Below are 21,714 nucleotides of genomic sequence, written 5' to 3'. Positions count from 1 at the left end.
CGATCGCAACGCCGCCTCCGTGCCACCGGAGAGCACCCACGGCACCGGCACACCATCCACCACAGCGCCAGCCGCCGCCTCGTCCGCAGACGCCTCCTCCACGATCACATGGGCGTTCGTCCCGCTGATGCCGAACGACGAGATGCCCGCGCGGCGCGGTTCGTCGCCCGCCGGCCAGGGGCGGGCCTCGGTCAGAAGTTCCACCGCGCCCGCCGACCAATCCACGTGCGGGGACGGCTCGTCCACGTGCAGGGTCTTCGGAAGGACCCCGTGGCGCATCGCCTCGATCATCTTGATGACGCCCGCGACACCGGCGGCGGCCTGCGTGTGACCGATGTTCGACTTGATGGAGCCCAGCCACACCGGACGGTTCGCGTCACGGTCCCGCCCGTACGTGGCGAGCAGCGCCTGCGCCTCGATCGGGTCGCCCAGCTTCGTACCCGTACCGTGCGCCTCCACCGCGTCGACCTGGGCGGCCGTGAGTCCGGCGCTGAGCAGGGCCTGGCGGATAACGCGGCGCTGGGAGGGGCCGTTGGGGGCGGTCAGGCCGTTGGAGGCACCGTCCTGGTTGACGGCGCTGCCCCGCAGGAGGGCAAGGATCTTGTGTCCGTTGCGGCGCGCGTCCGAGAGGCGCTCCAGGGCGAGGACACCGACGCCTTCGCCCCAGCCGGTGCCGTCGGCCGCGCCGGCGAAGGCCTTGCAGCGGCCGTCCGCCGCCAGGCCCCGCTGGCGACTGAACTCGACGTACAGGGAAGGCGTCGACATGAGGGTCACGCCGCCGGCCAGCGCGAGCGAGCACTCGCCCTGGCGCAGCGACTGCGCGGCCAGGTGCATGGCCACGAGCGAGGACGAGCAGGCCGTGTCGATCGTCACGGCGGGGCCTTCGAGCCCCAGGGCGTAGGCGACGCGGCCGGTGAGCGTGCTGGCGGCGTTGCCGGTGCCGATGTAGCCCTCGATGCCGTCGCCGGCGCCGATCAGCAGGGACGGGTAGTCCTGGCCGTTCGTGCCGGCGAAGATGCCGACCTCGGTGCCGTGCAGCGAGGACGGGTCGATGCCGGCCCGCTCGATGGCCTCCCAGGATGCCTCGAGCAGCAGCCGCTGCTGCGGGTCCATCGCCAGGGCCTCGCGCGGCGAGATCCCGAAGAACTCCGCGTCGAAGTCCGCGATGCCGTCGACGAAGGCGCCTTGGCGGACGTAGCTGGTGCCCGTGCTGTCCGGGTCCGGGTCGTAGAGGGCCTCGACGTCCCAGCCGCGGTCGGCGGGGATGTCACCGACCGCGTCCCGGCCCTCCGCCAGCATCTCCCACAGTTGCTCGGGCGTGCCCGCGCCGCCGGGGAATCGGCAGCTCATCGCCACGATCGCGACGGGCTCGTGCTGCCCGGACTCGGCCTCGCGCAGACGCTGCTTGGTCTGCTGGAGGTCTGCGGTGACACGCTTGAGGTAGTCGAGGAGCTTGTCCTGGTCAGTCACGTGAACTCGCCCGTCTTCTCGGCTGGGGCTGGTGCTTGGGCTGGGGCTGGTGCCGGGGCCGGCTGCTCATCTGGCTCGTCACATCCCGAGCTCTCGGTCGATGAGGTCGAACATCTCGTCAGCCGAGGCGGACACCAATGCGTCCGCCGTCTCCTCGGCGGTCCGCGGTGCGCCGTCCCACTTGGACAGCAGCGTCTGCAGGCGCTGTACGACACGGCTGCGGGTCGTCTCGTCGGGCTCGCCGAGCCCCGACAGGGCGGCGTCGAGCCGGTCGATCTCGTCCAGCGGCGAGCGTTCCTTGGACGCCGCGTCGCCGATGAGTTCGCCGCGCAGGTGCTCCGCGAGCGCCGCCGGGGACGGGTGGTCGAAGACCAGGGTCGCCGGGAAGCGCCTGCCGGTGACTGTGCCGAGCCGATTGCGCAGCTCGACCGCGGTGACGGAGTCGAAGCCGATCTCGCGGAAGGCTCGGCGTTCGCCCACATCCTGCGGATCCTGATAGCCGAGCACAGACGCGACGTGCGTACGAACCAGGTCGAGCAGTGCCTTCTGCTGCTCGTCAGGGGCCAGCTCCACGAGCCGCGCCACCAGCGACGTGCCGGAGGTGTCTGCTTCGGCCCCGGCCGTCGGCGCGGCTTGGGCGGACATGTTCGCCGCCGCGTGCCGGGCCTCGGGGACCAAGGAGACGAACGGGCTGGGCCGGGTCGCCGTGAACGCGGTGTAGAAGCGGCTCCAGTCGATGTCCGCGACCGTTGTGTACGGCTCGCCGTCGTCGATCGCGCGATAGAGCGCCTCGGTGGCCGAATCCGGGTCCATGCTCGCCACGCCGTGGCGCCGGGCGACCTCGCCGACCGCGCCGTCCGCCATGCCGTCGCCGCCCCACGGGCCCCAGGCCACCGAGGTGGCGGGCAGTCCCTGGGCCCGGCGCTGCTGGGCGAGCGCATCGAGGAAGGCGTTCCCCGGCGCGTAGTTGCCCTGACCGGGCGTGCCGAAGGTGCCGGCGAAGGACGAGAAGAGGACGAACGCGGAGAGTTCGCGGTCGCGGGTCAGCTCATGCAGGTGCAGCGCGCCGTCGACCTTGGGTCCGGCCGCGCGGTCGATGCGCTTCGGGTCCAGTGTGTCCACGACGCCGTCGTCGAGCACGGCAGCCGTGTGCACCACCGCGGTGAGCGGGGCGTCGTCGGGTACGGACGCGAGCAGCGCCTCGGTCTGCGCGCGGGAGGTCAGGTCGCAGGCGACGACGGTGACCCGGGCGCCCAGGCCGGTGAGTTCGGCCGTCAGTTCGGCGGCGTCCGGTGCGTCCGGGCCGCGGCGGCTGGCCAGCAGTAGGTGCGGCGCACCGTTGCGGGCGAGCCGGCGGGCCACGTGGGCGCCGAGTGCTCCCGTACCGCCCGTGATCAGGACCGTGCCGGACGGCTGCCAGGCGTGCTCACCGTCCTGGCCGGCGGACGGCTCCGTCCGCAGCAGCCTGCGGCCGAGGATCCCGGCCGGGCGCAGGGCCGCCTGGTCCTCTCCCGCCGCGCCGGACAGCAGCGCACGGAGCCGGTCGGCCGCCCGTTCGTCCCATGTGTCGGGCAGGTCGACGAGACCGCCCCAGATCTCCGGGTGTTCCAGGGCGACGACCCTGCCGAGGCCCCAGACCATGGCCTGTTCGGGCGCCTCGACCGTGTCCGTCTGCGCCGCTTGGACGGCGGAGCGCGTCGCGCACCACAGGGGCGTCTCGAACGCGAGGTCGCCGAGGGCCTGTACGAGGGCTGCGGTGCGACTCAGTCCGAGGCGCGCGGAGGTGAACTCCTGATGCGTGCCCGGGGCGAGGGCCAGCAGCGAGAGGACACCGGCCGCCGTCTCCGTACCGATGACGTCCCTGACGCGCTCGGCGATCGCCCCGCGGTCCTGGTCGTCGGTGCCGAGGATCACCGTGCGTACGTCCGCCCCGCCCTGCCGCAGGGCCTCCGCAGAGGCGTCCACGTGGCCGGCAGCACGGTCGGGGAGGCCGTCGGGCACGACGAGCAGCCAGGTGCCGGTGAGCGGTACGGCCTCGGGGTCGGCCACCCGGTGCCAGGCCACGCGGTACGTCCACTGGTCGACGGCCGAGCTGCGCTGCCGGCGACGGCGCCAGGCGGAAAGCGCCGGCAGGACGGCCTGCATGGGTGCGTCCGGGGCGACGTCCAGTTCTCCGGCGAGCGCGGTGAAGTCGTCGCGCTCGACGGTCTCCCAGAAGGCGGCCTCCACGGATCCGAGCACGCCATCGGCCGCGTCGGCGGGGGCGCCGGGGTTGGTGTCCTCCAGCCAGTAGTGCTGGTGTTGGAAGGCGTAGGTGGGCAGGTCGACGCGGTGGGCGCCGGGCGGGAAGACCTTGGACCAGTCCGGTGTGACGCCGTGGACGTGCAGTTCGGCCAGGGAGGTCAGGAGACGGTCGAGGTCCCCGTCGCTACGGCGCAGCGAACCGACCGTGATGGCTGGGGAGCCGACGTCTTCGATGGTCTCCTGGATGCCGATACTGACGACGGGGTGCGGGCTGGACTCGACGAACACGCCATGGCCATCGGCCAGGAGGTTCCTCGTCGCGGTCTCGAATTCCACCGTCTGACGCAGGTTCGTGTACCAGTACTCGGCGTCGAAGGCGGAACCGTCCTCGACCTGGCCGGTCACGGTCGAGTAGACGGGTATCTCACCCGCTTGCGGGCGGATCGGCGACAGTACGTCCAGGATTTCATCCCGCAGTCGTTCCACATGCGCGGAGTGGGACGCGTAGTCGACCGCGATACGTCGCGCCCGTACATCCGTCTCGGACCAGCGGGCAAGGAGTTCGTCCAGACCGTCCACATCACCGGAGATCACCACGGAGTTCGGCCCATTGACAGCCGCGACCGAGACCCGGCCCTCAAAACCGGACAACTCCTCACGGACACGATCAACAGGAAGCGGCACAGAAACCATGCCACCCCGCCCCGCCAGCGCCACGATCGAGCGCGACCGGAGCGCCACCACACGCGCCGCATCCTCCAACGACAAAGCACCCGCCACACACGCAGCCGCGATCTCACCCTGCGAGTGACCCATCACCGCCGACGGACGAACACCCCAGTCCCGCCACACCGCCGCCAAAGACACCATCACCGCAAACAGCAACGGCTGAACCACATCCACCCGCTCAACATCCACCCGGCCATGAAGAGCGTCCTCAAACGACCAATCCGTAAACGCAGCCAGAGCCTCACCACACTCAGCCATCCGCGCCGCGAACACCGGCGAAGACTCCATCAACTCCAACGCCATGCCCTGCCACTGCGAACCCTGACCCGGGAACACAAAAACCACCCGACCCGCATCCGAGGCAACACCCTCAACCACACCAGCCGCACCACGACCCTCAACAACAGCCTCAAGCCCCACCACCAGCTCATCCCGCGACGCACCCACCACCACAGCCCGATGCTCCAACTGCGCCCGCGACGTCACCAACGAGAAACCCACATCCGCCGGCGACTCATCCACGGCCGCAGTCAGCAGCCGCGCCGCCTGCCCCCGCAACGCCGCCTCCGACCGACCCGACAGCACCCACGGAACAGTGCTCTCGTCTTCGAGCTGATCCGACTCCGGTTCGGGCGTTGGTCCCTGCTCCAGGATCACGTGCGCGTTCGTCCCGCTGATGCCGAACGACGACACACCCGCCCGCAGCGGCTTCTCGGCGCGCGGCCATGCGACCGGCTCCGTCAGCAGTCGCACCGCGCCCTCGGTCCAGTCGACGTGCGGGGTCGGCTCGTCCACGTGCAGGGTCTTGGGAAGGACCCCGTGCTGGAGCGCGAGCACCGTCTTCATGACGCCGGCGACACCGGCGGCCGACTGGGTGTGGCCGATGTTCGACTTGATGGAGCCCAGCCAGAGCGGACGGTCCGCGTCACGGTCCTTGCCGTACGTCGCGAGCAGCGCCTGCGCCTCGATCGGGTCACCCAGCTTCGTACCCGTGCCGTGCGCCTCCACCACGTCCACATCCGACGCCGACAGACCGGCGTTCGCGAGCGCGGCGCGGATCACGCGCTGCTGGGCCGGCCCGTTGGGGGCCGTGAGTCCGTTGGAGGCGCCGTCCTGGTTCGTCGCCGAACCGCGGACGACCGCGAGGACGGGATGCCCGTTGCGCTCGGCGTCCGACAGGCGCTCGACAAGCAGCATGCCCACGCCCTCGCCCCAGCCCGTGCCGTCCGCCGCGCCCGCGAAGGCCTTGCAGCGGCCGTCGGAGGCGAGGCCGCCCTGGCGGCTGAACTCGGTGAAGGCGCCCGGTGTCGCCATGACGGTGACGCCGCCGGCGAGCGCCATGTCGCACTCGCCCTGGCGCAGTGATTGCGCCGCCAGGTGCAGGGCCACGAGCGACGACGAACACGCCGTGTCGATCGTCACGGCCGGGCCTTCCAGGCCGAAGGCGTACGAGACGCGGCCCGAGGCCACGCTCGTGGCGTTGCCGGTGAGGAGGTGTCCGGCCACGCCGTCGGGCAGCGAGCGCAGTCCTGCCCCGTAGTTGGAGCCGGCCGCGCCGACGAAGACGCCGGCCGCTCTGCCGCGCAGGGTGGTCGGATCGATGCCCGCGCGCTCGACGGCCTCCCAGGACGTTTCGAGCAGCAGCCGCTGCTGCGGGTCCATCGCCAGGGCCTCGCGCGGCGAGATGTTGAAGAACACCGGGTCGAACTCCCCTGCGCCCTGGACGAAGCCGCCCTCCTGGGTGTCGGAGGCGCTGCCGTGGAGGGCGGCGAGGTCCCAGCCGCGGTCGGCGGGGAAGGCAGTGATGCCGTCGGCGCCCGCGGCGAGCAGGGCCCACAGGTCCTCGGGAGTGTTGACGCCGCCCGGGAAGCGGCAGGCCATGCCGACGATCGCGAGGGGCTCGTCGGCGGCCGCGGCGGTGCGCACCGGGGCGGCGGTGGCCGTCTCGGTGTCCCGGGTCTCGACGAGTTCGGTGTGCAGGTGCTCGACGAGAGCCTGCGGGGTGGGATGGTCGAAGACGAGCGTGGCGGGCAGTCGGCAGCCGCACTCGGCGGTGAGCCGGTTGCGCAGTTCGACGGCGGTCAGCGAGTCGAAGCCGAGGTCCTTGAACGCGCGCCGGGGTTCGATGGTCTCGGGCCCGTCGAGACCGAGGACGGCCGCGACGTGGCCGCGTACCAGGTCGAGCAGGAGCCGGTCGCGGTCCTGCGGCGGCGTGGCGTTGAGGCGCCGGGCGAAGGAGGCCGTGTCGGTGCCGCCCGCGTTCCGCGCGGCGGCGCGCCGGACGGGGGCGCGGACGAGGCCGCGCAGCAGTGGCGGGACCGTCTCCGGGTGGGCGCGCAGGGCCGCGAGGTCGGTCTTCACCGGGACGAGGTCGGCGTCGTCGAGGGTTCCGGCCCGGTCGAAGAGGGCCATGCCCTCCTCGGGGGTCAGGGCGCCGACGCCGGCCCGGTCGATGCGGGAGCGGTCGCTGCGGCCGAGGTCCGCCGCCATGGAGTCGGCGTCTTCCCACAGGCCCCAGGCCAGGGAGGTGGCGGGCAGGCCGAGTGCGCGGCGGTGGCGGGCGAAGGCATCCAGGAAGGAGTTGGCGGCCGCGTAGTTGGCCTGGCCCGCGCCGCCGAAGACGGCTGCCGCGGAGGAGAACACGGTGAACTCGGCGAGGTCCAGGTGCCGGGTCAGTTCGTGCAGGTGCAGTACGGCGTCGGCCTTGGGCGCCATGACGCGGTCGACGCGGTCGGCGTCCAGGGCGGTCACGACGCCGTCGTCGAGGATGCCCGCGACATGGACGACCGCGGTCAGCGGGTGCGCGTCGGGGACGGTGGCGAGGAGTGCGGCGACGGCGTCGCGGTCGGCGAGGTCGCAGGCGGCCGTGCGGGCCTTGGCGCCCGACTCGGCCAGTTCCGCGACCAGTTCGGCCGCGCCGGGTGCGTCGGGGCCGCGCCGGCCGGCGAGCAGCAGGTGGCGTACGCCGTGCTCGGTGACGAGGTGGCGGGCGACGCGCCGGCCGAGGGCTCCGGTGGCGCCGGTGACCAGGACGGTGCCGTCGGGGTCGCGGGCGGGCGGAACGGTCAGGACGACCTTGCCGGTGTGCCGGGCCTGGCTGACGTACCGGAAGGCCTCGGGGGCGCGTCGCACGTCCCAGGTGGTCAGCGGCAGCGGGTGGACGGCGCCCTGCTCGAACAGGTCCATGAGGTCGGCGAGCATGGCGCCGATACGGTCGAGGCCGGCGTCCATGAGGTCGAACGCCCGGTAGTGGACGCCCTCGTGGGCGGTGGCGACCTCGTCGGTGTCGCGTACGTCGGTCTTGCCCATCTCCAGGAAGCGGCCACCGCGTGGCAGCAGTCTCAGGGAGGCGTCGACGTACTCGTGGGCCAGGGAGTTGAGCACGACGTCCACCCCGCGCCCGCCGGAGGCGTACGCGAAGCGTTCGGCGAACAGGGTGTCGCGGGAGGAGGCCAGGTGGTCGTCGGCGACGCCGAGGGCGCGGACCGCGTCCCACTTGGCGTGACCGGCGGTGGCGTACACCTCGGCTCCCCAGTGGCGGGCGAGCTGGACGGCGGCCATGCCGACGCCGCCCGCCGCGGAGTGCACGAGGACCGACTGGCCGGCGCGCAGGTCGCCGAGGTCGGACAGGGCGTAGTAGGCGGTCAGGAAGGTGAGCGGCACGGATGCGGCCTGTGCGAACGACCAGTTGCGCGGCATGCGCACGACGGTGCGCGCGTCAGCGACGGCCAGGGGGCCGAACGCGTCGGAGAACAAGCCGAGCACGCGGTCGCCCACGGCGAGCCCGGTGACGGCCGCGCCCACCTCGGTGACGACACCGGCGCCTTCGCTGCCGAGTTGGGCCCGCGTCGGATACATGCCGAGGGCCATCAGGACGTCGCGGAAGTTGAGGCCTGCGGCGCGCACGGCGATGCGGACCTCATTGTCGGCGAGCGGCCGCAGCGCGCGTTCGGCGGGGACGGCCTTCAGGTCGTCCAGGGTGCCGCCCTCCTCGATGTCGACGTGCCACGCGTGGTGGCCCGTCGGTGGTACGAGGGCGGGGCCGTCCAAGGCACGGGCGAGGCGGGGCACCTTGACCGTGTCCTCGCGTACGGCGAGCTGGGGCTCGGCCCCGGTGGCGGCCAGGTGCAGTGCGGCGGCGGGCAGTTCGCCGTCGGTGGTGTCGAGGTCGCACACGACCAAGCGGCCGGGGTTCTCGCTCTGTGCGGAGCGCAGCAGGCCCCAGACGGCGGCGCCGGGCAGCATGTCGGCGCCGGGGGCCGCCGAGGTGGCGCCCCGGGTGACGATCAGGAGCCGTGACGCGGCGAACCGTTCGTCGGCGAGCCAGTCCTGGACGGTGCGCAGCGCACGGTGGACGGTCTCGTGGGCCGTCCGAGCGAGCGTGGTGCTGTCGGTGCCGGTGGTGCCGGTGGGTGGGAGCGGTACGACGACGAGCGCGGGCGCCGGGGCGGTTCCCGTATCGACGGCAGCGCCGAGCGCGGCCAGGTCGGGGTGGGCGCCGCCATCGCCGAGCGTGGTGTGGGAGGGCGGTTCGGTGTCCGGGGCCGGGGCCGGGGCAGCCGTCCAGTCGACGCGCAGCAGCCAATCGTGGAGCGGGTCGCGTTCGGCCGGGGCGAGTTGGGCCGTGGACACCGGCCGCAGGGTGAGCGACTCGATGTCGGCGACGGGGGCGCCGGTGCTGTCCGACGCGCGCAGGGTGACTGTGCCGCCGGTGCGGGTCAGGGCGACGCGCAGTGCGGTCGCGCCCGCCGCGTGCAGGGTGACGCCGGCGAACTCGAACGGCAGTCCGCTGGGCGCGTCGTCGTCCGTACCGCAGGCCAGGGCGTGCAGTGCGGCGTCGAGCAGGGCGGGGTGCAGCGTGTAGGCGGCGGCTCGCTCGTCACTGTCGGCGGGCAGCGTCGCCTCGGCGAACAGCTCGTCGCCGCGCCGCCACACGGCGCGCAGGCCCTGGAAGGCCGGGCCGTAGCCGAAGCCGTCCGTGGCGAGAGTGTCGTAGAAGCCCTCCAGTGCGACGGGTTCGGCACCGGCCGGGGGCCACACCGTGTCGTCGGCGGCAGCCGTGTCCGTGGCCGCGGCGGGTGCGAGGAGACCGGTGGCGTGCAGCGTCCACGGTGTCTCGGTGCCGGTGTCGGGCGCGTCGGGCCGGCCGTGCACGGTCAGTGCGCGGCGTCCGGCCTGGTCGGGGGCGTCGAGCGACAGTTGGAGCTGGACGGCGCCGGACGCGGGCAGGACCAGTGGGGCGACGAGTGTGAGTTCCTCGACGTGGGCGCAGTCGGCCTGGTCACCGGCGCGGGCGGCCAGTTCGAGGAAGGCCGTGCCGGGCAGCAGGAGGGCGTCGCCGACGGCGTGGTCGGCGAGCCAGGGGTGCGTGGCGACGGCGAGGCGGGCGGTGAAGAGGTAGGTGTCGGAGTCGGCCAGGCACACCACGGCTTGGAGCAGGGGGTGGCCGGTGGTGCCGAGTCCGGCGGCCGTCACGTCCGCTGTGGCGGTGGCGAGGTTGCGCGGCCAGTAGCGCTTGCGCTGGAAGGCGTACGTGGGAAGGGTGACGGGGCGGGCGGGCCGGCCGCCGAAAACGGCGTTCCAGTCCGGTCCGGCGCCGTGGGCGTCCAGGGTCGCCAGGGCGGTGGCCAGGGCCTCGGTGTCGTCGCGGCCTCGGCGCAGCGCCGCGACGGCGGTGGCGGGTTCCGTCTCGTCCCGGTCGGGGGCGGACTCGGCGCTCAGGCAGTCCTGGGCCATGGCGGTGAGCACGCCGTCGGGGCCGACTTCGAGGAAGTCGGTGGCGCCGGCGGCACGTGCGGTGTGCACCCCGTCGGCGAAGCGGACCGTGCCGCGCACGTGACGCACCCAGTATTCGGCGGTGACCGGTTCGTGCGCCGGCAGCAGCTCACCGGTGACGTCGGAGATCAGCGGAATGGCCGGTGCGTGGTAGGTGAGCTGTTCGGCCACCTCGCGGAAGGCGTCCAGCATGCCGTCCATGTGCGGGGAGTGGAAGGCGTGGCTGACCCGCAGGGCCTTGGTGCGGCGGCCCTGTTCGCGGAAGTGTCCCGCGATTTCGTGGACCGCGGCCTCGTCGCCCGAGATCACGGTGGAGGCGGGCCCGTTGACCGCGGCGACGCACACGTGGTCCTCGCGCCCGGTGAGCAGCGGCAGCACGTCGTCCTCGGGCACGCCAAGCGCGGCCATCGCGCCGCCGCGCGGCAGTTCGGCCATCAGGCGGCCGCGCGCGGCGACCAGGGTGCAGGCGTCGGGCAGGGACAGCACACCGGCGACGTGGGCGGCGGCGAGTTCGCCGATCGAGTGACCGAGCAGCATGTCGGGGACCAGGCCCCACTGCTCGACCAGCCGGTACAGGGCGACTTCGAGGGCGAAGAGGGCGGCCTGGGTGTGCTGGGTCTCGTCGAGCAGCGTCGCCTCGGCGGTGTCCTGCGGGGCGAGCAGCAGGTCGAGTACCGGGCGCTCCAGGAGCGGGTCGAGCACGGTGCGGACCTCGTCGAGTGCGGCGGCGAACCGCGGCTCGCGCCGGTACAGCTCGGCGCCCATGCGCGGCAGCTGGCTGCCCTGTCCGGAGAAGAGGAACGCGAGCCGCGCGTCCTGGCGTGCCCGGCCCTGTACGACGGAGGCGGCGGGCCGGCCCTCGGCGAGGGCCTCCAGGCCGTGCAGCAGCCCGTCGCGGTCGGCGGCGACGATGGCTGCGCGGTGCTCGAAGCGGGCGCGGGTGGCCGCCAGGGCCTGGCTGACGGCGGCCGGGTCGGCGGCCGTGTCGTCGTCGGCGGCGACGAGGGCGTGCAGGCGGGCTGCCTGGGCGCGCAGCGCGTCCTCGGTGCGTGCGGACAGCAGCCACGGCAGCACAGGGGACTGTTCCGGCCCGGTGTCCGGCTGGACGGTGGCGGGGGCAGGGGCGGGCGCCTCTTCGAGGATGAGGTGGGCGTTGGTGCCGCTCACGCCGAAGGAGGAGACGCCGGCCCGGCGGGGCTCGTCGGTAGCGGGCCAGTCGCGCTGCTCGGTCAGCAGGTCCACAGTTCCCGCCGTCCAGTCGACGTGCGGGGTCGGCTCGTCGACGTGCAGGGTCTTGGGCAGCACGCCGTGGCGCATGGCCTCGACCATCTTGATCACGCTCGCCACGCCGGCGGCGGCCTGGGTGTGCCCGATGTTGGACTTGACCGATCCCAGCCACAGCGGCCGGTCCGCGTCGCGGTCCTTGCCGTACGTGGCGAGCAGTGCCTGCGCCTCGATCGGGTCGCCGAGCTTCGTACCCGTGCCGTGCGCCTCGACCGCGTCCACGTCGGACGCTTCCAGGCGTGCGTTGGCCAGTGCCTGGCGGATGACGCGCTGCTGTGAGGGGCCGTTGGGTGCGGTGAGGCCGTTGGAGGCGCCGTCCTGGTTGACGGCGCTGCCGCGCAGTACGGCGAGGACCTGGTGGCCGTTGCGCTCAGCGTCGGACAGCCGCTCCAGGACGAGCATGCCCACGCCCTCGCCCCAGCCGGTCCCGTCGGCGGCACCGGCGAACGCCTTCACGCGACCGTCGGAGGCCAGGCCACGCTGCCGGCTGAACTCGATGAACGCGGTCGGCGTGGCCATGATCGTGACACCGCCGGCCAGGGCCATCGAGCATTCGCCCTGGCGCAGCGACTGTGCCGCCCAGTGCAGCGCGACGAGCGACGACGAGCAGGCGGTGTCGACGGTGACGGCCGGGCCCTCGAGCCCGAAGGTGTAGGCGAGGCGGCCGGAGACGACGCTCGCGGCGTTGCCGGTGGCCAGGTAGCCCTCGACCGGCTCGCCCGAGTGGACGAGCAGCGACGCGTAGTCCTGGCCGTTGGTGCCGACGAAGACACCCGCCTGGCTGCCGCGCAGGATTTCGGGATCGAGCCCGGCGCCCTCGAACGCCTCCCACGAGGTTTCGAGCAGCAGCCGCTGCTGCGGGTCCATGCTCAGCGCCTCGCGCGGGCTGATCCCGAAGAACTCGGCGTCGAACTCGCTGGCCGCGGCCAGGAATCCGCCGTCGCGGGCGTAGGAGGTGCCGGTCCGGTCCGGGTCGGGGTCGTAGAGCGCGTCGACGTCCCAGCCGCGGTCCGTGGGGAAGGCGCCGATGGCGTCGCCGCCCTCGGCGAGCAGTTCCCACAGCTCGCGCGGCGAGTTGACGTCGCCCGGGAATCGGCAGGCCATGCCGACGATCGCGATCGGTTCGTCGGGCGCGGCCGCCGTGACCGCGCCGGTGCCCGCGCCGGCGTCCGTCTCGTCGTCGGCCAGGCCGGAGCGCAGGAAGTCGGCCAGCGCCGTCGGCGTCGGGTAGTCGAAGACCACGGTCGCCGGCAGGGGCAGGCCGGTCGCCTCCGACAGGGCGCCGCGCAGTTCGACGGCGGTCAGCGAGTCGAACCCGACCTCGCGGAACGCCTTGTTGGCCGCCATGGTGTCCCCGGCCGTCCGGCCGAGCACGGCCGAGGCGTGGGTGCGCACCAGGTCGACGAGGGTCCGGCGGGTCTCGGCCTCGCTCAGGCCCGCCAGTTTCCGGCGCAGCTCGGCGGCGGCCGGGGCCTCGGCCCGCTCGGCCGTGGCGGTGGTCCCGTCGTCGTACAGCGCGGACAGCAGCGGGCTGGGCCGGGCCGCCGAGTATGCGGCGCCGAACCGCTCCCAGTCCACGTCGGCCACGATCACGCAGCCGCGCGTGCCTGCGATCCGGCCCATCGCGGCGAGCGCGGCGCCGGGCGCCAGCGGGCGCAGTCCACGTCGGCGCAGTTCGTCGCCGGCCGGCCCCACGGCCATGCCGCCTTCGTCCCACGGGCCCCAGACCAGCGACGTGGCGGGCAGTCCGAGGGTGGTGCGGCGCCGGGCGACGGCGTCCAGCTCGGCGTTGGCGGCGGCGTAGGCGCCCTGGCCGCCGCTGCCCCAGACGCCGGCGACGGAGGAGAACAGGACGAACGCGTCGAGCGTCCGCTCGCGGGTCAGTTCGTCCAGGTGCCGGGCACCGTCGGCCTTGGCGGCGACGACACCGTGCAGTTCCTCGGCGTCCATGTCCCGCAGCGGCGTGGACTGTGTGACGCCTGCCGCGTGCACCACGGCGTCCGGCGGATACGCCGCCAGTACGCCGGACAACGCATCCCGGTCGGCCGCGTCCACAGCCACGACAGCCACCTCGGCACCCTGCGCCACCAGCTCGTCACGCAACTCGGCCGCACCAGGCGCATCCGGACCGCGGCGACTGGTCAGCACCAGACGCTCCGCGCCCTCGGCCACCGCCCAACGGGCCACCTGCGCACCCAAGGCACCGGTACCACCCGTGATCAGCACAGTGCCCCGCGGACGCCAGGCGTTGCGCCGCCCCACGTTCGTACGGGTCAGGCGCCGGGCGTAGACCCCGGCGGGCCGCACCGCCACCTGGTCCTCGGACTCGTCGGCAAGGACGGCGCAGACGCGGTCCCAGTCGCGGTCCGCCGGGGACGCGGGCAGGTCGATCAACCCGCCCCACAGCTGCGGAAGTTCGAGCGCGGCGACCCGGCCGATCCCCCACACCCCGGCGGCCTCCGGCTCCACGGCAGGGTCGGCGGGCCCGGCGGCCACGGCCGCGCGGGTCAGGGTCCAGACCCGCGGCCCGGCTTCCTCGGCGGCCCGGACCAGGGCCAGTGTCGCGGCCACGGTCGGCAGCAGTGACACGATCCCGAGAGGCGCGTCGGCCGCGCGCAGTCGCTCGACCAGTTCATCGTGCACGAGGTCCAGGGGCAGGGCGAATATCCGCGCGCCGCGGTCGCGCAGTGCCTCGGCGGCCTCGCTCCCGGCCTCGTCCTCGGCCACGACGACAAGACGGCCCTCGGCACGGGCCGGCAGGTCGGCGCGGTCGGGGACCGCGACCCAGGTCTCCTCGTAAAACCAGTCGTCGGCGGCGTCCTGCTCCTGGCGCCTGCGCCGCCACGACGACAGGGCGGGCAGCACCGTCTCCAGGTCGCCCGGCTCCAGGTCCAGCGTCTCGGCGAACGCCTCCAGGTCCTCGCGCTCGACGGTGTCCCAGAACGCGTTCTCCACCGCATCGGGGGCGGTGTCGGGCAGCTCGGCCGCGTCGATCCAGTAACGCTGGTACTGGAAGGCGTAGGTGGGGAGGTCGACGGGCTGGGTGCCGGTGCCGGCGAAGAAGGCTTCCCAGTCCACTGTGCCGCCGTGGGCATGGAGTTGACCGAGCCCGGTGACGAGGTTCGTCGCCTCGTCGCGGTCCTTGCGCAGGACCGGAACGAAGAGGGCGTCCTCAACATCGGTGAGCACGCCTTGCGCCATCGCCGTCAGGACACCGTCCGGACCCAGTTCGACGAAGCGGGTGACGCCCTGTGCGTGGAGGGTGTGGACGCCGTCGGCGAAACGAACCGCCTCACGGACATGCCTCACCCAATACTCCGGGGTCGACAACTCCGGACCCGCGACCCCACCGGTCAGGTTCGACACGACCGGAATACGCGCGGTCTCATACCTCAGCGACTGCGCGACCGCACGGAACTCCTCCAACATCGGCTCCATACGAGCCGAATGAAACGCATGACTGACCGACAACTTCTTCGTACGCGAACCCCGTTCGGCGAGTACCGCAGCGACCTGCTCCACCGGAGCCTCGTCACCGGAGATCACCACCGCACGCGGACCATTCACCGCCGCGATCGACACACCCTCGACCAGAGCCGCACGGACCTCGCCCTCAGAGGCTTCCACCGCGACCATGGCCCCGCCCTCCGGCAGGGCATCCATCAGCCGGCCACGAGCATCAACCAGCGCACAGGCGTCATCGAGCGAGAGCACACCGGCCACGTGCGCGGCCGCGATCTCTCCGACCGAATGACCGAGCAGGGCGTCAGGACGTACACCCCACGACTCCACCAGCCGGTACAGGGCAACCTCGACCGCGAACAGAGCCGCCTGCGTGAACCGCGTACGATCCAACAGCCCCTCCCCGCCCCCGTCGAACACCACACCCTTCAAAGACCGACCCAGCCCACCGTCCAGCCGAGCACAGACCGCGTCGAAGGCCTCCGCGAACACCGGATACGCGGCATACAACTCCCGCCCCATACCAGCACGCTGAGCACCCTGCCCCGTAAACAACAACACCAGGCCACCCGTGGACGCCGGCCCGCGCGTGGCCACGTCCGCCAGACCGGCGACCAGCTCATCCCGCGACGAACCCACCACCACAGCCCGGTGCTCCAACACCGCCCGAGACGTCACCAACGAGAAACCCACGTCAGCCGGGCGCAGCCCCTTGCGCTCGCCGAGGTGGGCGGCGAGCCGGCGGGACTGGGCGCGCAGGGCGTCCTCGGAGGCGCCGGAGAGCAGCCAGGGCACCACGCCGGCCGTGTCGTCCGGGACGGACTTCGGCGCCGGGGCCGGGGCCGGGGCCGGCGGTTCCTCAATGATCGCGTGGACGTTCGTCCCGCTGATGCCGAAGGACGAGATACCCGCGCGGCGCGGTTGGCCACCCGCGGCCCACGGCCGGGGCTCGGTCAGGAGCTCGACCGAGCCCGCCGCCCATTCCACCCGGGGCGTGGGCTCGTCGACGTGCAGCGTCTGCGGCAACACGCCGCGGCGCATGGCCTCGACCATCTTGATCACGCCCGCGACACCGGCGGCGGCCTGCGTGTGACCGATGTTGGACTTGACGGAGCCGAGCCACAGTGGGCGGTCTCCGTCGCGGTCCTTGCCGTACGTGGCGAGAAGGGCCTGCGCCTCGATCGGGTCGCCGAGCGTCGTACCCGTACCGTGCGCCTCCACCGCGTCCACGTCCGACGCCGACAGGCCGGCGTTCGCCAGTGCGGCCCGGATCACCCGCTGCTGCGAGGGTCCGTTGGGGGCGGTGAGGCCGTTGGACGCGCCGTCCTGGTTGACGGCCGAGCCACGCAGTACCGCGAGAACGGGGTGGCCGTTGCGGCGGGCGTCGGACAGGCGCTCCAGGAGCAGGACGCCCGCTCCCTCGCCCCAGACCGTGCCGTCGGCGGCGCCCGCGAAGGACTTGATGCGGCCGTCCGAGGCGAGCCCGCCCTGGCGGCTGAAGTCGACGAAGAGGTTGGGCGTGGACATCACGGTGACGCCGCCGGCGAGCGCGAGCGTGGACTCGCCCTGGCGCAGTGACTGAGCTGCCAGGTGCATCGCGACAAGCGACGACGAACAGGCGGTGTCGATCGTGACCGCCGGGCCCTCGAGGCCGAAGGAGTAGGCGACGCGTCCCGAGACCACGCTGCCGGTATTTCCGGTGCCGAGGTGGCCCTCGACGCCCTCGGGGACGGCGAGCAGGCGGTCGGTGTAGTCCTGGTACATCACGCCGGCGAAGACGCCGGCGCGCGTGCCGCGCAGGCTGCTGGGGTCGATGCCCGCGCGTTCGAAGGCCTCCCAGGTGATCTCCAGGAGGAGCCGCTGCTGCGGGTCCATGGCCATGGCTTCGCGTGGCGAGATCCCGAAGAGTTCCGGGTCGAAGTCGGCGGCGTCGTGCAGGAATCCGCCTTCGCGCGTGAAGTTCAGGGCGCTGTCCGGCCCGTCCGCGTCCAGGTGTGCGAAGTCCCATCCCCGGTCCTGGGGGAACGGTGAGATGGCGTCGCCCGCGCCGGCGACCAGCTGCCACAGCTGCTCGGGTGAGCGGACCCCGCCGGGGTAGCGGCAGCTCATGGCGACGATCGCGATCGGGTCGTCGGCGGCGGACGCGGCGGTGGGCGCGGTGCTCTGCGGGGAGGCGGCGGCCGTCTCGTGCGGGGTGTCGTCGTCGCCCAGTTCGGCACAGATGTACCGGGCGAGGGCCTGGGGGCTCGGGTGGTCGAAGACAAGGGTGGCGGGCAGGCGCAGGCCGACGGCCGGGGCGAGCCGGTTGCGCAGTTCGACGGCGGTCAGCGAGTCGAAGCCGAGTTCCTTGAACGCCTTCTTCGGGTCGACGGTGTGGGCGCCCGTGTGGCCGAGTACGGCGGCGACCTGCTCGGTGACGGCGGCGAGGACGGCGCGTTCGCGGTCGGCGCCGCGCAGGCCGGCGAGGCCCGCGAGGCCCGCGCCGGTGGCGGACCCGGCCGTGACGGTGCGGCGGGCGGGTGCCCGCACCAGGGTGCGCAGCAGCGGCGGGACGCCGTGCCGGGCGGCGGCCGCGCGGGCCTGTGCGAGGTCGAGGCGCATCGGCAGCAGGACCGGTTCGGTGGTGCGTACGGCCGCCGAGAACAGCCGCAGACCCTCTTCGGTGCCCAGGGCTCCGGCGCCGCCCCGCTGGACGCGGCGCAGGTCGGTCCCGTCGAGGTGGGCGGTCATCCCGCTGGCCTCGTCCCACAGGCCCCAGGCCAGGGCGGTGCCGGGCAGGCCTTGGGCGCTGCGGCGTTCGGCGAGGGCGTCGAGGACGGAGTTGGCGGCGGCGTAGGCGGCTTGTCCGGCGTTGCCGAAGACGCCCGCGGCCGAGGAGAACAGCACGAACGCGGTGAGTTCCAGGCCGAGTTCGCGGGTGATCCGGTCGAGGTGGAGGGCCGCGTCGGCCTTGGGCCGCAGTACGGCGGCGGCGCGCTCGGGCGTGAGTGTGTCGAGGACGCCGTCGTCGAGGACGCCCGCCGCGTGCACGACGGCGGTGACGGGGTGTGCCGTGAGCAGGTCCGTGAGCGCGGCCGGGTCGGCGACGTCGACGGCCACGACGGCCGCCTCCGCGCCCGTGTAGGCGAGTTCGGCGACCAGTTCGGGCATGCCGGGAGCGTCGGGGCCCCGGCGTCCGGCCAGGACGAAGGAACGCACTCCGTGTACAGCGGCCAGTTCGCGTGCGACGAGGCCGCCGAGGGTGCCGGTCGCGCCGGTGATGAGGACGGTGCTTTCGGCGTGGAAGGGCGAGCCGGCGGTGGTGTCGTCGGGGGCCTTGGCCCGGGTGACGCGCGGGACGAGGACGTCGCCGCCGCGCAGTACGAACTGCGGCTCGTCGAGGGCGAGCAGGCCGGGCAGGGCGCGGTGGACGACGGCGTCGACGGCGTCGGCAGCGTCGGTGCCGGCTTCGGCGCCGGAGTCCGCGGGGGCCGCGTCGTCTCCGGGGGTGGCGTCCGTGTCGATCAGGACCAGACGTCCCGGGTTCTCCGCCTGCGCCGCGCGCAGCAGACCCCACACGGCTGCCCCGCCCGGGTCGCGGTCCGGTTCGTCGTGCGGTCCCACGGCCCCGCGTGTGACCACGGCGAGCCGCGACTGCGCGAACCGCTCGTCCGCGAGCCACCGCTGTACGGCGGACAGGGCACCCAGGGCGCGCGCGTGGACGTCTTCCGGCTCATCCGGGCCCGTGGCCGCGGCCGCGGCCGAGTCGTATCTGAGGACCGTGACGTCCGGTGCGGTGGAGCGGTCGGCGAGCAGACGGTCGAGGCCGTCCGCGTCGGCGGAGTACCGCCACGGTGCGACGGTCGGCCGGGGCTCGGTCTCAGGTGCCTGCCCGGCGGCCGTCCAGCGGACCTGGAACAGGGTGTCGCCCGTGTCCGTGCCGCCGAGGGGCCCGGACGGCAGGGGGCGCAGCGCGATGCCGTCGACGGTCAGCACGGGGGCGCCGTCGGCGTCGGCGGCCTCCAGGGTCAGGGTGTCCGGGCCCGAGGGCGCCAGGCGCACCCGCAGTTGTCCGGCGCCCGAGGCCAGGACGGCCGCGCGGCGCCAGGAGAACGGCAGCCAGCCGACGGCCGGGTCACTGACGAACTCGCCGAAACCGCCGGCGTGCAGCGCCGCGTCGAGCAGCGCCGGGTGGACGGCGAACAGCGCCGCCTCTGCGGAGGCCGGCTCCGGGAGGGTGATCTCCGCGAACACTTCGTCGCCGCGACGCCAGGCACCGTGCAGGCCGCGGAATCCGGGCCCGTACACCAGCCCGCGTTCGGCCAGGTCGGCGTACATCTGTTCGGCGGGGACGGGTACGTCCACGGCGTCGGCCGGGGGCCACACGGGGCCGGCGAGCGTACCGGAGGCGGCGGTCCGCGGTGCGGCGGAGGTGAGGAGGGCGTCCGCGTGCCGGGTCCAGAGGGCGTCCTCGTCGCCGTCGGGCCGTGCGTGTATGGACAGGGCGCAGCCGCCGGTGGCGTCCAGCGTCTCCACGCCGACCTGCACCTGGAGTCCGCCGGTCTCCGGCAGGACCATGGGCGCTTCGAGGGTGAGTTCCTCGACGTACGGGCAGCCGACCTGGTCGCCGGCGCGTACCGCCATCTCCAGGAGTGCGGTGCCGGGGACGACGGCGCGGCCGGAGACCCGGTGGTCGGTCAGCCAGGGGTGGGTGTCGAGGGCGAGGCGCCCGGTGAGCACGACGCCACCGCCGCGCGCGAGCAGTACGGCCGCGCCGAGCAGCGGGTGGTCCGCCGCGCCGAGTCCGAAGCGGGAGGCGTCCCCGGCGCGCAGGGCGGCGCCGCGGGGCCAGTAGTGCGCGTGCTGGAAGGCGTAGGTGGGCAGTTCGGCGCGGCGGGCGCCGGGGAAGACCTTCGCCCAGTCGGGGCGGACGCCGTGCAGGTGGAGGCGGGCGAGGGAGGTGAGCAGGGCGCGCATGCCGCCGTGGTCACGGCGCAGGGAGCCGACCGCGACGGTCTGTACACCGGCTTCGTCGGCCGTGCCCTGCACGCCCATCGTGAGCACGGGGTGCGGACTGCTCTCGACGAACACGCCGTATCCGTCGGCGAGCAGGCTGCGGGTGGCCTCGTGGAAGTCGACGGTGTCGCGCAGGTTCGCGTACCAGTAGGCCGAGTCGAAGGCGGTGCCGTCCTGGACGCGGCCGGTCACCGTCGAGTAGATGGGAATGTTCCCGGCCAAGGGGCGCACGGAGGCGAACGCCTCTTCGAGTTCGGCGCGGATCTCCTCGACCTGCGGGGAGTGCGGCGCGTAGTGCATCGGGACGCGGCGCACCCATACGTCCTCGGCGGTCCAGGCGGCGACCAGTTCGTCCAGGGCGGCCGGTTCACCGGCGACGACGACCGCGCGGGGCCCGTTGACGGCGCCGACGGCGACCTGGTCCTCGTAGGCTGCCAGGTCCTCGCGCACCCGGTCGACGGGCAGGGCCACGGAGACCATGCCGCCGCGGCCCGCGAGCCGTGACAGGGCGCGGGCCCGCAGCGCGACGAGGCGCGCGGCGTCGTCGAGCGTCAGGACGCCGGCCACGCAGGCGGCGGCGATCTCGCCCTGGGAGTGACCGACGACCGCGGCGGGACGGATGCCCCAGTCCTGCCAGACGGCGGCCAGGGCGAGGGTCACCGCGAACAGGGTCGGCTGGGAGACCTCCACGCGCTCCAGGTCGGCGCGCCCGCGCAGGGCGTCCTCCAGGGTCCAGTCGGTGTACGGGGCCAGGGCGCGGCCGGCCTCGGCGAGGCGCTCGGCGAACACGGGGGAGGCGTCGAGGAGTTCGAGGGCCATGCCCTGCCACTGGGCTCCCTGGCCGGGGAAGACGAAGACGGCACGACCGCCGCCGCCGTCGACGCCCTGGACGAGACCGGGCACGGCGCGGCCCTCGGCGAGCGCCGCGAGTCCCTCGACCAGCTCGGCACGGTTCGCGCCGACCACGGCGGCGCGGTGTGCCAGGTGTGCGCGGGTGGTGGCGAGGGAGTGAGCGATGTCGGCGAGGCCCGCAGGCGGGTCCTGGGTGACGGCCTCGATCAGGCGCGTTGCCTGGGCGCGCAGGGCCTCGGGCGTCTGGCCGGAGAGTGGCCAGAGGACGGGGGCGTCCGCGCCGGGAACGGGCTCGGTCTCGGGAGCGGGAGCCGGAGCGGTCTGGGGAGCGGAAACGGGCGCGGTCTGGGGGCCCTGTTCCAGGATCACGTGGGCGTTGGTGCCGCTCACGCCGAAAGAGGAGACGCCGGCCCGGCGGGGCTCGTCGGTAGCGGGCCAGTCGCGCTGCTCGGTCAGCAGGTCCACAGTTCCCGCCGTCCAGTCGACGTGCGGGGTCGGCTCGTCGACGTGCAGGGTCTTGGGCAGCACGCCGTGGCGCATGGCCTCGACCATCTTGATCACGCTCGCCACGCCGGCGGCGGCCTGGGTGTGCCCGATGTTGGACTTGACCGATCCCAGCCACAGCGGCCGGTCCGCGTCGCGGTCCCTGCCGTACGTGGCGAGCAGTGCCTGCGCCTCGATCGGGTCGCCGAGCTTCGTACCCGTGCCGTGCGCCTCGACCGCGTCCACGTCGGACGCTTCCAGGCGTGCGTTGGCCAGTGCCTGGCGGATGACGCGCTGCTGTGAGGGGCCGTTGGGGGCGGTGAGGCCGTTGGAGGCGCCGTCCTGGTTGACGGCGCTGCCGCGCAGTACGGCGAGGACCTGGTGGCCGTTGCGCTCAGCGTCGGACAGCCGCTCGACAAG

General features: G+C 73.7%; 2 protein-coding genes. Both read right to left on the bottom strand.

Features of this window, described 5'->3' with window-relative positions; genetic code table 11:
- Window positions 1-1,470: type I polyketide synthase (locus ACGFN2_RS35330; protein ID WP_393367036.1), on the bottom strand; the 1,470-nt coding region annotated here is incomplete at its 3' end.
- A gap of 78 nt (window positions 1,471-1,548) precedes the next feature.
- The coding region (locus tag ACGFN2_RS35325; RefSeq protein ID WP_393367034.1) for a type I polyketide synthase at window positions 1,549-21,714 on the bottom strand (20,166 nt) is incomplete at its 5' end.

Origin of the sequence: Streptomyces sp. NPDC048612 (genome assembly GCF_043199295.1) — a bacterium.
GTDB lineage: Bacteria > Actinomycetota > Actinomycetes > Streptomycetales > Streptomycetaceae > Streptomyces.
The sequence above is the reverse complement of the archived record's forward strand: the minus strand, read 5'-3'. Positions and strand labels throughout refer to the sequence as shown.